Origin of the sequence: Pseudomonas siliginis, assembly GCF_019145195.1 — a bacterium.
GTDB classification, from domain to species: Bacteria; Pseudomonadota; Gammaproteobacteria; order Pseudomonadales; family Pseudomonadaceae; genus Aquipseudomonas; species Aquipseudomonas siliginis.
On record NZ_JAHSTW010000007.1, the window covers coordinates 153,552 to 168,312 of the forward strand.

Annotated in this window: 10 protein-coding genes; 4 read left to right on the forward strand and 6 right to left on the reverse strand. The window is 60.4% G+C overall.

Annotated elements, in window-relative coordinates:
• Nucleotides 1-21: 21 nt before the first annotated feature.
• The gene (locus KVG87_RS15345) at nt 22-3,150 is read left to right on the forward strand and encodes a membrane-targeted effector domain-containing toxin (RefSeq protein WP_217851423.1); all 3,129 of its coding nucleotides are present in this window, start codon (nt 22-24) and stop codon (nt 3,148-3,150) included.
• A 77-nt stretch (nt 3,151-3,227) separates the two neighbouring features.
• Here the strand turns inward: KVG87_RS15345 and guaA are convergent, their stop codons facing one another.
• The 4 genes from guaA to KVG87_RS15365 form a co-directional block, all read right to left on the reverse strand.
• Complete coding sequence (gene guaA / locus KVG87_RS15350) at nt 3,228-4,805, reverse strand: glutamine-hydrolyzing GMP synthase (RefSeq protein WP_016773344.1); 1,578 nt, start codon at nt 4,803-4,805, stop codon at nt 3,228-3,230.
• Between the two features lie 80 nt (nt 4,806-4,885).
• Entirely contained in the window at nt 4,886-6,355 is a 1,470-nt protein-coding gene (gene guaB / locus KVG87_RS15355; protein WP_016773343.1) for an IMP dehydrogenase, read from the reverse strand.
• 105 nt (nt 6,356-6,460) lie between these two features.
• On the reverse strand, nt 6,461-7,009 hold the full coding sequence (locus KVG87_RS15360; RefSeq protein ID WP_041479923.1) for a sugar ABC transporter ATPase: 549 nt from the start codon (nt 7,007-7,009) through the stop codon (nt 6,461-6,463).
• A gap of 163 nt (nt 7,010-7,172) precedes the next feature.
• Nucleotides 7,173-7,940 carry a sulfite exporter TauE/SafE family protein gene (locus KVG87_RS15365; RefSeq protein WP_217851424.1) on the reverse strand — a complete coding sequence of 256 codons (768 nt, stop codon included), beginning with the start codon at nt 7,938-7,940 and terminating at the stop codon, nt 7,173-7,175.
• 221 nt (nt 7,941-8,161) lie between these two features.
• Here KVG87_RS15365 and xseA point away from each other — a divergent pair, with 221 nt between their 5' ends.
• The 3 genes from xseA to leuA all read left to right on the forward strand — a co-directional run bounded on the left by xseA (nt 8,162) and on the right by leuA (nt 12,509).
• Entirely contained in the window at nt 8,162-9,541 is a 1,380-nt protein-coding gene (gene xseA / locus KVG87_RS15370) for an exodeoxyribonuclease VII large subunit (protein ID WP_024014206.1), read from the forward strand.
• Nucleotides 9,542-9,544: 3 nt separating this feature from the next.
• Entirely contained in the window at nt 9,545-10,366 is an 822-nt protein-coding gene (locus tag KVG87_RS15375) for a peptidoglycan DD-metalloendopeptidase family protein (RefSeq protein ID WP_217851425.1), read from the forward strand.
• A 463-nt stretch (nt 10,367-10,829) separates the two neighbouring features.
• Nucleotides 10,830-12,509 (forward strand): 2-isopropylmalate synthase, encoded by a 1,680-nt coding sequence (gene leuA / locus KVG87_RS15380; RefSeq protein WP_217851426.1) that lies wholly within the window; start codon nt 10,830-10,832, stop codon nt 12,507-12,509.
• Nucleotides 12,510-12,686: 177 nt separating this feature from the next.
• Here leuA and KVG87_RS15385 read toward each other — a convergent pair whose 3' ends face one another.
• Both KVG87_RS15385 and KVG87_RS15390 read right to left on the reverse strand, forming a co-directional pair.
• On the reverse strand, nt 12,687-13,478 hold the full coding sequence (locus tag KVG87_RS15385) for an amidohydrolase (RefSeq protein ID WP_217851427.1): 792 nt from the start codon (nt 13,476-13,478) through the stop codon (nt 12,687-12,689).
• Nucleotides 13,466-14,614 (reverse strand): pyridoxal phosphate-dependent aminotransferase, encoded by a 1,149-nt coding sequence (locus KVG87_RS15390; RefSeq protein ID WP_217851429.1) that lies wholly within the window; start codon nt 14,612-14,614, stop codon nt 13,466-13,468. Before KVG87_RS15390 ends, KVG87_RS15385 begins: the two co-directional genes overlap by 13 nt.
• Nucleotides 14,615-14,761 lie beyond the last annotated feature (147 nt).

The window sequence follows — 14,761 nt, forward strand, 5'->3', positions numbered from 1 at the left end:
GTCTCAAGGATGAACACCTGCATGACCGCTCCCGAACGTCGTCTGCTGCCAAACGCAGCGGACAAAACCGCCCTCAAAGCCATCGCCACTACCATTGTGCAGAACTGCCCAAATCTGCTCGATGCGGCCAGGCAACTTGCGATCGAACTGCTGACCGACAAAGGGCTGTCCGGCCTTGATCCCGACCAGGTTTATTTCCACCGCTTCAAAACAGCGCAAAGCAGCACGCTGACCTTTACCGGTTGGGAACACTTGCTGGAAAAGCCTTATGAAACGCTCACCCTCACGCAGTTGGTGATCCATCGATTTCGTGCGACCGATCAAGACAACGCAGATTTGCTGGGCCTTTACTGTGGCTTCTACTCGGATGGCCCGGACGCGGAGAACTTCAATCAGAGCAACGAAGTGCGACTGCTGGGCAGCGATGTGCTGAAGGCATTCTGGGCCGTTGATTTCAGCACGCGTTACAGCGATCAATTGGCCAAATTCTGGCAAACCTCGTCGGAAGATTTCCGCGCCCTGGCCAAGTGCAATTTCCTCAGTCAGGCGGTGCAGGCGCTGCAACAGGGGGACGTTGACGGCAATGACTTTCAACGCATCGTCACCTCGCTGATCGGCTTCGTGAGCTGGCCGGTAACCCTGCAAATGCTCCGATCGACGTACCCGGTCGGCGCGCAGGTGCGCGCGCTGGATCTGGACGGTCACGTCGCCACCAACGTGCTGCGTCTGGTCCAAGACAGTGGCCGGCAGACCCTTTACCTGCCGGGACAAGCCCAGGCCTTTCGGCTGATAAACACTGCCGCGGATCTGCACTGGTGGCTGCTTGAGCAGATGAATTCAGAGCAGAAACGCCTTTTGTTTCTGAAGCACTTCTCGCTGGCTGACAGCAACCACATCACCGAGAACCTCACTGATCTGATGAATCGCCTGGTGAGCACCTGGGGCAACAGCGATCATCGGATGATCAACTGCAGCAACGTCGCGATCAGTGGTGACGCCTTCACGTGGTTAAGCGAGTCGACCCGCACGGGCATGGTTGCCGAAGCGCATCTGGTGCTCACGTCCAACAGTGACCTGCGCAAGAAACTCTGGACCGGCTATCTGAGCGCCGGGCTGAAAGTGTTCGGCCCGATGGCGGCCGTGGGCTGGCCTGCAGCTTTGCCGTTGATTGGGGCGGGCGTCGTCAACACGGGGCTGAACATCGATCAGGCGATCAACGGCGTTACGGCGACCGAGCGTAGAGCCGGGGTTATCGGTGCAGTGCTCAGCGCTATCGAAACCGTATTCAATGTTCCGTTCCTGATTGGCACTGGCGCGCAGTTGGAAGTTGGGCCACAGGTCGAGTATGCCGAGGCTGAAGAGATGCGCGGGCTGATCGAACTTACTTCGGCTGACTCACGGTTATTGCCGCCTCTGGATCCCCCGCCCGTCACGTCGTCCAATCAAACTGCCAGCGAGTTGGCAAACGAACTCCCCGGCGAAACGGCATTCGTCGATGTCACTGAGCCATTGATTACGCCTGCTCCGCGGCAAGGTTCGACTTTTGCGCAAGTACCTGCCAGCTATCGATGCAACGAGTTACTGGCGCAACATTCCGTAGAGGCGGCGCCGGGGAAATACGAACGCGTCTACCGCCTCGACAAAGAACCCGGTCATGCCATCGAAATGGATGGCGCCGCCTATTACGTGCGCTACTTCGCCGACTCGCAAGACGGTGGCAACTGGGCAATCATCAATCCCGAGCGTCCCAATCAGTTCGCTTATTCGTTGCCGGTCCGCCTGGGAAGCGCCGGCAAGTGGGAGCGCATGCCAGCGCTGCGACTGCGCGGAGGCGGTCAATGCATGGGCAAGGCATGTTTGCCGGAGACTGATGTGAGCTCAACCGAGGCAACACCGTCGGTGGACCTGCCACGCGTCGAACCGCTTCCAGGCGTTCCGTGTCCGCTACGCCCGGTTACGAAGCTCAAGGGTATCTCAGAGACGGAAATACCCGGAATGAGAAGATGGGCAATGAACTTGCCCAACGCCTCCGCCGAGACCACAAGCGCCGGGCGCCGCTATCTGCTGGCGACCGACCGCTACGTGGCACATTTCGGCGAACAACGCACGGCTCTGCTGAACGACGCCGAAGCATTCTACCGGGAGTTGAAATGGATCAACCTGCCCCAGCGCCCGGTCATTCCGCCCGTCAGTCTGCAGATGGAGATCGATGAGTTGATTGACCTCATCTTTGCCAATACCGATGGACTGGCCGTCGGTGAAACCCTCGATCGCATCGCCAGCACGCGCTTCATGATCGAGAACATGCCAACGTTCGCGCGGCATATCAAAACCCTCTACGTGCGTGGGTTGCTGAGTGATTTCGCCCAGGATGACCTCAACCATTTCTACCTGTCGGGAGACATGTCAGAGGACCTCAGTACCTATTTGTCCAGCCTGGGTACCGACCCTGAGAACCGGTTCAACATGCTCGAATTGATCCGGGCTGCCCAAGCCAATGGCATCCGGGTTCATGGACTGGATGCAGCAGAAACCTGCACGCTGAAAGTCCCGCTCACGTCGATCGAAGAGCAGATGATCAAGGCGCGCCTCGCAACGCAGATCATGGAGCGTGACAAGCTGCTCAACAGACCCGGCAAGTGGGTGGCTCTGGTCGATGCCACGAATACCAATACTTTCAGAGATCTGGCAGGCATAAGCGAACTTCGGGGCGGCATCGGTTTGCGCATCGAAGAAGTCTGGCCCGACGAGGTGGCCGACCTCAGGATCGACCCGGGAGTGGAAGTCGCTCGCGGCCCGTTTTACAACGGGGCGACGACAAACAGCGCCTTCGACCCTCTGTTCGCTGACCTGCGATTGCAGGTCAAGGCCCCCATGCCGCCATGGAATGATGCAACGCTGGAAAAGCTTCTGCCTCGCAATGGCATGTTCGTGATACGGAAAACAGAACCAAGCACATACACACTTGTGCGGCGCAACAGCGCCAGCAACATCGTGCAAACAAGGGTGCATTGCACCGCAGATGGCCGGTTTTATATCTGGGACCCGTCGATGCGTCGCATCACCGGCATGGTCTTCCGCGACATCGCCGCAGTAGCCGAGCGCCTGATCGAGCTCGGCATGACCCTGCAAAGTCGTTTACCCGCCTGACCTGTTTTCAGGGTCCTGAAACGAAAAAACCCTTGGCTCGAGGCCAAGGGTTTTTCGTTATTCGAACCGCAGCAGGATCATTCCCACTCAATCGTCGCCGGCGGCTTGCTCGACACGTCGTAAGTGACGCGGGAGATGCCTTCGATTTCGTTGATGATGCGGCCGGAAACGGTTTCCAGCAGTTCGTAAGGCAGGTGTGCCCAACGCGCGGTCATGAAGTCGATGGTTTCCACGGCACGCAGGGCCACGACCCAGGCGTAACGACGGCCATCGCCGACCACGCCGACCGATTTGACTGGCTGGAATACTACGAACGCCTGGCTGACCTTGTGGTACCAGTCGGCCTTGCGCAGTTCTTCGATGAAGATGTGGTCGGCGCGACGCAGCAGGTCGGCGTATTCCTTTTTCACTTCACCGAGGATGCGCACGCCCAGGCCCGGGCCCGGGAACGGGTGACGGTAGACCATGTCGTACGGCAGGCCGAGTTCCAGGCCGAGACGACGGACTTCGTCCTTGAACAGTTCGCGCAGGGGCTCGACCAGTTTCAGGTTCATTTCTTCCGGCAGGCCGCCCACGTTGTGGTGCGACTTGATCACGTGGGCCTTGCCGCTTTTCGCGCCAGCCGACTCGATCACGTCCGGGTAGATGGTGCCCTGAGCGAGGTACTTGATGTTGTCCAGCTTGCACGATTCGGCATCGAACACGTCGATGAAAGTGCGGCCGATGATCTTGCGCTTCTTCTCCGGGTCGGCCTCGCCGGCCAGGTTGTTGAGGAACTGCTCCTCAGCGTTGGCGCGGATCACCTTGACGCCCATGTTCTCGGCGAACATGGCCATCACTTGCTCGCCTTCGTGCAGACGCAGCAGGCCGTTGTCGACGAAGACGCAGGTCAGCTGATCGCCGATGGCCTTGTGCAGCAGCGCGGCAACCACCGAGGAGTCAACGCCGCCGGACAGGCCCAGCAGCACGTTGTCGGTGCCGACCTGGGCGCGGATATTGGCGATGGCGTCTTCAGCGATCTTCGACGGCGTCCACAGGGCTTCACAGCCGCAGATGTCGAGGACGAAGCGCGACAGGATGCGACCGCCTTGCTTGGTGTGGGTCACTTCCGGGTGGAACTGCACGCCGTAGTAAGCGCGGTCGTCGTTGAACATACCGGCGATCGGGCAGCTCGGGGTGCTGGCGAGGATGTGGAAGTCTTCCGGCATCTTCGTGACTTTGTCACCGTGGCTCATCCACACGTCGAGGCCGAACAGGCCGTCGGCGTCGATGTGGTCTTCGATGCCGTCGAGCAGGCGGCTCTTGCCGACCACGTCAACGCGGGCGTAACCGAACTCACGCAGTTCGGAACCTTCCACCTTGCCGCCCAGTTGCTCGGCCATGGTCTGCATGCCGTAGCAGATGCCGAATACCGGGACGCCGAGGTCGAACACTGCCTGCGGGCAGCGCGGGCTGTTGGCTTCGTGCACGGACTCGGGGCCGCCGGCGAGGATGACGCCTTTAGGAGCGAATTCGCGGATCGCATCTTCGTCCATGTCGAACGGGTGCAGTTCGCAGTACACGCCGATCTCGCGCACGCGGCGGGCAATCAGTTGGGTGTATTGCGAACCGAAGTCGAGGATCAGGATGCGGTGAGCGTGAATGTCGAGGGCCATGACTCATTCTCATGTAGTGAATCAGAAACAACTCGGGGCTGAATGAACAGCCCCGGTGATTAAACGTTTTGCTGGAAGCCTCAACCTACGCGGTAGTTCGGCGCTTCCTTGGTGATCTGCACGTCGTGAACGTGGGACTCGGCCATGCCGGCACCGGTGATCCGCACGAACTCGGGCTTGGTACGCATTTCTTCGATGTTGGCGCTGCCGGTGTAACCCATCGAAGAACGCAGACCGCCCATCAACTGGTGAATGATCGCGCTCAGGGTGCCTTTGTACGGCACACGGCCTTCGATGCCTTCCGGGACCAGTTTCTCGGCGCCTGCCGAGGAGTCCTGGAAGTAACGGTCGGACGAGCCCTGAGCCTGGGACATGGCGCCCAGCGAACCCATGCCGCGATAAGCCTTGTACGAACGGCCCTGGAACAGTTCGATCTCGCCCGGGGCCTCTTCGGTACCGGCGAACATCGAGCCCATCATCACGCAGGACGCACCGGCCACGATGGCCTTGGACAGGTCACCGGAGAAACGGATACCGCCGTCGGCGATCAACGGTACGCCAGTGCCTTCAAGGGCAGCGGCGACGTTGGCGATGGCACTGATTTGCGGTACGCCGACACCAGCGACGATACGGGTGGTGCAGATCGAGCCAGGGCCGATACCGACCTTGACTGCGTCGGCGCCCGCTTCGGCCAGGGCCTTGGCGGCAGCGCCGGTGGCGATGTTGCCGCCGATCACCTGCACTTCAGGGAAGTTCTCTTTGACCCAGCGTACGCGGTCGATCACGCCTTTGGAGTGACCGTGTGCGGTGTCGACCACCACCACGTCCACGCCGGCGTTGACCAGTGCGGTAACGCGATCACCGGTGTCCTTACCGGTGCCGACCGCAGCGCCAACGCGCAGACGACCTTGATCGTCCTTGCTGGCCAGCGGGTAGGCTTTGGCTTTTTCGATGTCGTTGACGGTCATCATGCCTTTGAGGGCGAATTTGTCGTCGACGATCAGCACGCGCTCGATGCGGTGCTTGTGCAGCAGTTCGCGTACGTCGTTCTTGTCGGCGCCTTCCTTGACCGTGACCAGACGCTCTTTAGGCGTCATCACTTCGCGGACAGTGGCTTCCAGACGGTTTTCGAAACGTACGTCGCGGGAGGTAACGATGCCGACCAGGTCGCCATCGTGCAGTACCGGAACGCCGGAAATATTGTGCAGACGGGTCAGCTCGAACAGATCACGCACCGTGGCATCGGCCTCGATGGTGATGGGATCCTTGACCACACCGGCTTCGAACTTCTTGACCTTGCGCACTTCGGCAGCTTGCTGCTCGATGGTCATGTTCTTGTGGATAATGCCGATGCCACCTTCCTGAGCCATGGCGATTGCCAGACGGGCTTCAGTAACGGTGTCCATGGCGGCAGAAACCAGAGGAATATTCAGTTCGATGCCACGGGTAAGACGGGTCTTGAGACTGACTTCGTTGGGAAGCACCTCGGAATAACCGGGCACTAGGAGAATGTCGTCGAATGTCAGAGCTTCTTGGCTGATACGCAGCATCGCGGGGGCTCCCGAGCGGGAAAATGGAAGCGCGCCATTATAGTCAGACACCCCCTGCTGTTCAATGTAAAACTCAGCCTAATTGATAGATGGAAAAGCCCGGCCCTACAGCTCCACCTTGACCCAAGAGACAGGTTGATCGAGCCAATCGGCGAACTCGTCGATAAAGCTCTGCTTGAACCCCGCCTCCAGCCAATTGTTGAAAATGAAGCCGAGGTTGGAAAACGCGCATTCCTGCAGAAACAGGAAGCCGTTGATGTCGTCCTCATGCCCGCATTCCGGGCAGGTGAAATTGTCGGTGCGGCCTGGAAACCAGTCTTCAAGACTCTCGAACAGCGCCTCGCCCACTTCGCGACGGCACTCGGCGCAACCGGCCTCTTCGAGAAAGCCTTTGGCCGGGGTGTAGATGCAGCGTTTGGTGACGATCTCCAGGCCATTGACGGGCTCGCCGAACGGCAGCGCTTGCGGGTGCAGCACCACGGCGCGAGCACCATCAGCGATGGCGTGGGCCATACGGTTGCCGGTGCGGCCGCAGGTGGTCAATTGTTCTTCGATGATGTTCTTGCGCACCAGCCAGCGCACGATCGCCCGCGCCCGGGGCTCGTGCACCGGCAGGGTGGAGATTTTCGGGACGATGATGCTTTGCGAGTTCATGGTGGAGCCTGCTGCCAATATTTGAGATTTCGAATGTGGGAGCGAGCCTGCTCGCGAAAGCGCAGTGTCAGGCTGCATTTTTGTTGCTGACCCACCGCATTCGCGAGCAGGCTCGCTCCCACAAGGAACTGCGGCCGGCAGCTTAATCCCTGAAGAAATCCGGTCAAGTGCTGAAATAGCGCACGATCAACGCGATGCCGCTGGCCAGCACCAGCCAAGTCACCAGCCGCACAAACGCCTCGCGCGACAATCTCATGCTCAGCCGCCTGCCGATCCACAAGCCCAGCGCCATGGCCGGCAACAGACACAGCGCCAGCATCAACAAGGGTAGCTCGGCATACACACCGGCGATAACAAACAGACTCAAGCGCACCACGGTGCTGCAACTGATCAACGCACTTTGCGTGGCCCGCGCTGCCTCCTTGGGTAAACGGCTGTTCAGATAGATCGCGTAAAGAAAGCCGCCACTGCCAAACAACGCGCCGAACAAACCGCCCACTGTGCCCATCGGCACCGCCCACGCCGCTGACAACTGCGCGGGCCGCGCTTTGACCCACAGGCTGTAAACCGCATAGGCACTGATAAACAGCCCCATCAACAGCAGCAACAGATCGGATTTCAGATTCAGCAGGAAGATCACCCCCAGCGTGCAGCCGATTGCCATGCACGGCAGCAGCCTGAGCAATTCCGGCTTGGCGACGTCCCGCCGCGAGGGCAGCAGATTGCCGAATGCCGCGACAAAATCCAGCAGCACCAGCAACGGCACGATTTTCGACAGCGGCATGAACAGGATCAGCATCGGCCCCGCGACCAGCGCCGTGCCGAAACCGGCGATGCCGAAGACGATGTAGGCCAGAGCAATGGCCAGCCCGATGACCGCCCAACCGCCAGCACCCCACGACCACGCCCCCAACAGCTCCATCATGCTCATCGTCCGCATCCTTTATAAGACCGCGCTGACTGTAGCCAGTAGCGGGCAGCACGACCAGATATCAAACTGATCCCATGTGGGAGCGAGCCTGCTCACGAAGGCGGAGTGTCATCCCCCGTTGTTGTCCGCTGACACAATGCTTTCGCGAGCCAGCTCGCTCCCACAGGGTTTTGTGTGGGTGTCATGGTGATTGGCGGGCAAATGCCTTTAAACTGCGCCCCATGATTAAAGATCCCTTTGCAAGACTTGGCCTGGACCGTGAAGTCCTGACCGTCAGCCAGCTCAACGGCCGCGCGCGGGTGTTGCTTGAAGACGTGTTCAGCAACATCTGGGTCGAAGGTGAAATCTCCAACCTCGCACGCCCGGCGTCCGGCCACGTCTACTTCACCCTCAAGGACAGCGGCGCGCAGGTGCGTTGCGCGTTGTTCCGGCAGAACGCCGCCCGCGTGCGCCAAGCGTTGAAGGACGGTCTGGCGGTCAAGGTGCGCGGCAAGGTTTCGCTGTTCGAAGGCCGTGGCGACTATCAGCTGATCCTCGACACCGTGGAGCCGGCCGGTGACGGCGCGCTGCGTCTGGCCTTCGATGCGCTGAAGGAAAAGCTCAGCGCCGAAGGCCTGTTCAGTGCCGAACGCAAAGTGCCGCTGCCCGCGCATCCGCAGCGCATCGGCATCATCAGCTCGCCGACCGGCGCGGTAATTCGCGACATCATCAGCGTATTCCGCCGCCGTGCGCCGCAGGTGCAACTGACCCTGATTCCAACCGCCGTGCAGGGCCGCGAAGCCACCGCGCAGATTGTCCGCGCGCTGAAAATGGCCGATGCCCGTGGCTTTGACGCGCTGATCCTCGCCCGTGGCGGCGGCTCGCTGGAAGACCTCTGGTGCTTCAACGAGGAAGCGGTGGCGCGCGCGGTCGATGCCTGTGTCACGCCGATCGTCAGCGCCGTCGGCCATGAAACCGATGTTTCGATCAGCGATTTTGTCGCCGACGTCCGCGCACCAACACCCTCAGCCGCCGCCGAGCTGCTCGCCCCGGATTCCAGCCATCTGATCCGTCAGGTCGAGAGCCTGCACCGGCGTCTGGTGATGCGCATGCGTGACCGCTTGATGCGTGATCGCCTGCGTCTCGAAGGCATGGCGCGACGGCTGCGGCATCCCGGCGAACGTCTGCGCCAGCAGGCGCAGCGTCTCGATGATCTGGACATGCGCATGCGCCGCGCATTCGAGCGCAGCCTCAATACGCGTCGAGAACGCCTGATCCGTCTGGAAACCCGTCTCGCCGGGCAACATCCGGGACGCCAATTGGCGATGCTTCGTCAGCGCCTCGACAGCCTCGCCGAACGTCTGCCCCGGGCCATGCGCGATGCTCTGAAACAGCGTCGGCAGCAATTGCACAGTCAGATGCAGACGCTGCACGTGGTCAGCCCGTTGGCGACTCTCGGCCGGGGTTACAGCATTCTGCTCGACGAGCGTGGCCACGCGATCCGCAACGCTGCGCAGACCCACACCGGCCAGCGCCTGAAAGCCAAACTCGGCGAAGGCGAACTGCAAGTGCGCGTCGAGGACAATCACTTGACGCCCGTCACCCTCTCTTTACTGGACTGATCCATGCCGCGTTTTCTCGCTCCGCTGCTGTTGCTCTGCCTGACCTTCAACGCCCACGCCGACAGCTACATCACTCGGCTGCTGAACAAACCGGTGCCGGGCGGCGTCGCCGTGGTGGATCTGGGCACTGTCGCGCAGGCGCCGAAAGCCACTTATCAGGGCAAACCGGTGCTGGTGGTCAAGGAGCAGAACAATTGGCTGGCAATCGTTGGCGTGCCGCTGACAGTCAAGCCCGGCGCACAGCAGATCAGCAGTGGCGGGCGCAATCTGCCCTTCACCGTGGGCAGCAAGAAATATCCGGAACAGCACATCACCCTGAAGAACAAACAGCAGGTCAATCCGAACGCCGACAACCTCAAGCGCATCGAGGGTGAACTGGCGGAACAGATCGCGGCTTACCGCAGTTTCAGCCCGAACACGCCGAGCAATCTGCTGCTGGACAAACCGGTCAACGGGCCGCTGTCGAGCAAGTTCGGCGTGCGTCGTTTCTTCAATGGCGAAGAACGTAATCCTCATGCCGGTCTCGATTTCGCAGTGCCCGCGGGCACGCCGATCAAGACCCCGGCGGCGGGCAAGGTGATTCTGATCGGCAATTACTTCTTCAACGGCAACACGGTGTTTGTTGACCACGGCCAGGGCTTTATCAGCATGTTCTGCCACATGTCGAAGATCGACGTGAAAAACGGCCAGCAACTGGCGCGCGGCGCGGTGGTGGGCAAGGTCGGCGCGACCGGCCGGGCAACCGGGCCGCATATGCACTGGAACGTCAGCCTGAATGATGCGCGGGTGGATCCGGCGATTTTCATTGGTGCCTTCCAACCTTGAGTATGTGTTGAGGCGACCGGCCTCTTCGCGAGCAGGCTCGCTCCCACACTGGATCTTGTTCACAACAAAGATCCCCTGTGGGAGCGAGCCTGCTCGCGAAGGCGGCCTATAACACACCGCCATACTCAATGAATCTCCAAAAACTCAATTGCGCCCCAATCTAGGCTTACGCAAACATCAACAACTTCCACCGCCTTAAGCGCAATAAACTCCTGCAAAATTCCGCTTTCCGGGTATTCCTCTCAATTTTTTTCGACTGCTTGCCATCCTTTCCCCTCGCGGTTAGGGTTGAAGCCATGAAAACCTCTCACACCCTCATTCAGCTTCGCCAGCACCGCAGCCTGTGCCTCGTCAGCGCACGACTGCCAGGCTGAATCGCTGCGCCTCGTCCCACGCTTTTCCAAGAACATTCGTTCAACCGGCAGGCCGCCTCTTTTCGGCCCAGACAACAAGGAATTTCCCGATGAGCATGCTCAAAGACCCGTCTTCGAAATACCGCGCGTTTCCCGTCATCAACCTGCCGGATCGCACCTGGCCGTCGAAGACCATCGACGCCGCGCCGATCTGGTGCAGCTCCGACCTGCGTGACGGCAACCAGTCGCTGATCGAACCAATGGACGCGGCGAAGAAGCTGCGGTTCTGGAAAACCCTGGTGCAGGTCGGCGTGAAGGAGATCGAAGCGTCGTTCCCGGCCGCGTCGCAAACCGACTTCGACTTCGTGCGTACGCTGATCGAAGAAGGCCACATCCCGGACGACACCACCATTCAGGTACTGACCCAGGGCCGTGAAGACCTGATCGAGCGCACCTTCGAATCCCTGCGCGGGGCGAAGAAAGCCATCGTTCACCTGTACAACGCCACTTCGCCTTCTTTCCGTCGCATCGTCTTCAACCAGGACAAGGACGGTATCAAGGCCATCGCAGTCAACGCTGCCAAGCTGTTCGTCAAATATGCAGCCATGCAGCCGGAAACCGAGTGGACCTTCGAATACTCGCCGGAAACCTTCAGCGCTACCGAGCTGGAATTCGCCAAGGAAGTCTGCGATGCAGTGATCGAGGTGTGGAACCCGACGCCTGAGCACAAGATGATCCTCAACCTGCCGGCCACCGTTGAATGCGCGACGCCGAACGTTTACGCCGACCAGATCGAGTGGTTCGGCCGCAACATCAATCGTCGTGACAGCGTGATCATCAGCCTGCACACCCACAACGACCGTGGCACCGGCGTCGCGGCCACCGAGCTGGGCCTGATGGCCGGCGCCGATCGCGTCGAAGGCTGCCTGTTCGGCAACGGCGAGCGCACCGGTAACGTCGACCTCGTCACCGTCGCATTGAACATGTACACCCAGGGTCTCGACCCGCAGCTGGACTTCTCCGACATCGACGGCGTGCGCAAAGTGGTTGAGGAGTGCAACCAGATTCAGGTTCACCCACGTCACCCGTACGTTGGCGACCTGGTGCACACCGCGTTCTCCGGCTCGCACCAGGATGCGATTCGCAAAGGCTTCTCCCAGCAGAAACCCGATGCACTGTGGGAAGTGCCGTACTTGCCGATCGACCCGGCCGACATTGGCCGCAGCTACGAGGCGGTGATTCGCGTCAACAGCCAATCGGGCAAGGGCGGCATCGCTTACTTGCTGGAACAGGAATACGGCATCAGCCTGCCACGCCGCATGCAGATCGAGTTCAGCCAGGTCGTGCAGCGTGAAACCGATCGCCTGGGCCTGGAGATGACAGCCAAGCAGATTCACTCACTGTTGATCAGCGAATACCTGCAAGCCAACACTCCTTACGCGCTGGTCAGCCATCGTTTGCAGGAAGAGAACGGCAACAGCGCCGTCGAAGTCGAAGTGGCCAGCAAAGGTCAGGGCGAAACCAACCTGCACTGGCGCGGCAAGGGTAACGGCGCGCTGGAAGCACTGGTCGCCGGCCTGCCGATTCCGGTGGAAATCATGGACTACAACGAACACGCGATCGGCGCGGGCACCAATGCCAAAGCGGCGGCCTACATCGAACTGCGGGTGAACGGTGAACGTGCGGTGCACGGCGTGGGTATCGATGAAAACATCACCACCGCCAGCTTCAAGGCATTGTTCAGCGCACTGAACCGCTCGCTGAGCCAGCCGGAGGCGAAAGCGGCGTAATCCGACTGCTGAAATGCGAAAGGCCCCAGAGTGTGAGCTCCGGGGCCTTTTTTTGCCTACAGGTTTCTGGCTGACTTTTATGGCCCCTTCGCGAGCAGGCTCGCTCCCACATTTGGAATGCATTTCCCTGTGGGAGCGAGCCTGCTCGCGAAGGCGTCCTGACAGGCGCTGGGAGTATCAGGTGAACTCAAACGTGTCGGCATCCAGGTTCGCCGGAAAGCGCCCGCGATACGCCGCCAACGGCGCCGCTTCCACAATCACCTTGAACACACCATCCGCCTCCCCCGCCGCCAGCAACGTCTCGCCCTGAAAATCCAGCACCTGACTGTCACCGGTATACGCGAAGCCTTTGCCATCGCTGCCCACCCGATTTACCGCTGCCACGTAGCAGAGATTTTCAATCGCTCGTGCCGGCAGCAGGCGATTCCAGTGCAGACGCCGTGCGCCCGGCCAGTTGGCGGTGTATAGCAGCAGATCGGTGTCCTGCGCGTCGCGGCTCCACACCGGGAAACGCAGGTCGTAGCAGATCAGCGGACGAATCCGCCAGCCCTTGAGCTCGAACTGCACCTGACGCTCGCCCGGCGTGTAATGGTTGTGCTCGCCGGCCATACGAAACAGGTGACGCTTGTCGTAATGCAGCACTTCACCGTCCGGCCGCGCCCACAGCAAGCGGTTGCGATGGCTGCCGTCAGCCGCCTGGATGATCACGCTGCCAGTGATGACCGCATCGAACTTGGCCGCCTGCGCCCGCAGCCATTTACTGGTCGGGCCGTTTTCGGCTTCGGCGAGGGTTTCCGATTCCATGGAAAAACCGGTGGTGAACATCTCCGGCAGGATAATCAGATCGGCGCCACGGGCCTGCTCCAGCAGCAGCTCGAAATGCTCGAGGTTGGCCTGGCGGTCGTGCCAGGCCAGGCTGGTCTGGATCAACGCCAGAGTCAGGTCTGGCAATGCACTCAGATCACGCATAGTTTCGCCGCCGCTTCACGCAGCGTCTCCTCGCGTTTGGCAAAGCACAGGCGTATCAGGCGCTGGCCTTGCGGTGGATTCTGGTAGAACACCGACACCGGAATGCTCGCGACACCGTGCTCGCGAGTCATCCACATGGCCATGTCGACATCATTCAGATCAGGACGGATCTGCGAATAATCGACCAACTGGAAATAGGTGCCGGTGACTCGGGTAAAACTGAAGCGCGACGGCGCGAGCAGATCGCAGAACAGATCGCGCTTGGCCTGATAGAAACCCGGCAGCTCTTCAACGTGCTCCGGGTGCTCGGCCATGTAATCGGCCAGCGCGTATTGCAGCGGCGTGACGCCACAGAAACTGACGTACTGATGCACCTTGCGCAATTCGGCTGTCAGCGCTGGCGGGGCGACGACGTAGCCGGTTTTCCAGCCGGTGACGTGGTACGTCTTGCCGAACGAGCTGACCACGAACGCGCGCTGATACAACTCTTCATGGGCCAGCACGCTGACATGCGGCACGCCGTCGAAAACCAAGTGCTCGTAGACTTCGTCGCTGATCAGATAGATGTCGCGATCGCGGATCAACGCCGCCAGTTGATCGAGCTCGTCGCGGCTGATCAACGCGCCGCTAGGGTTGTGCGGGGTGTTGATGACGATCATTTTCGTCCGCGGGCTCAGGGCCGCAGCGAGCTGGTCGAAGTCGATGGAGAAATCGTCCGGATTCAGCTGCACATGCACGCAACGACCGCCCGCCAGCTCCGTCGCCGGGGCGTAGCTGTCGTAGCACGGATCGAAGACGATGACTTCATCGCCGCTGTGAATCACTGCCTGAATCGCGCAGAAGATTGCCTGAGTCGCACCGGGCGTTACCGTCACTTCATGATCGGCATCGACAGTCACGCCATAGCTGCGCGCGATCTTGGCCGCGATCTGCTGACGCAACGCCGGCAATCCGGTCATCGGTGAATACTGGTTATGGCCACTGGCGATATGCCGCCCGACCGCATCACGCAACGACTGCGGGCCGTCGAAATCCGGGAAACCCTGGGACAGGTTGATCGCGCCGGTCTGCGCCGCGAGCTGAGACATCTGCGTGAAAATAGTGATGCCGATATTCGGCAGCTTGCTGGTGATCATCGGAGGCCCCTTGCAGGTGAGCTGCAAGTTTCAAGCGTCAAGCTGCAAGCTGCAAGCAAAAACCCGCGCCCACAAAAAAGGGCTTCATACGAAGCCCTCTCTGCTTTACCGCTTTTACTTGCAGCTTGCAGCTTGAAACTCGCAGCT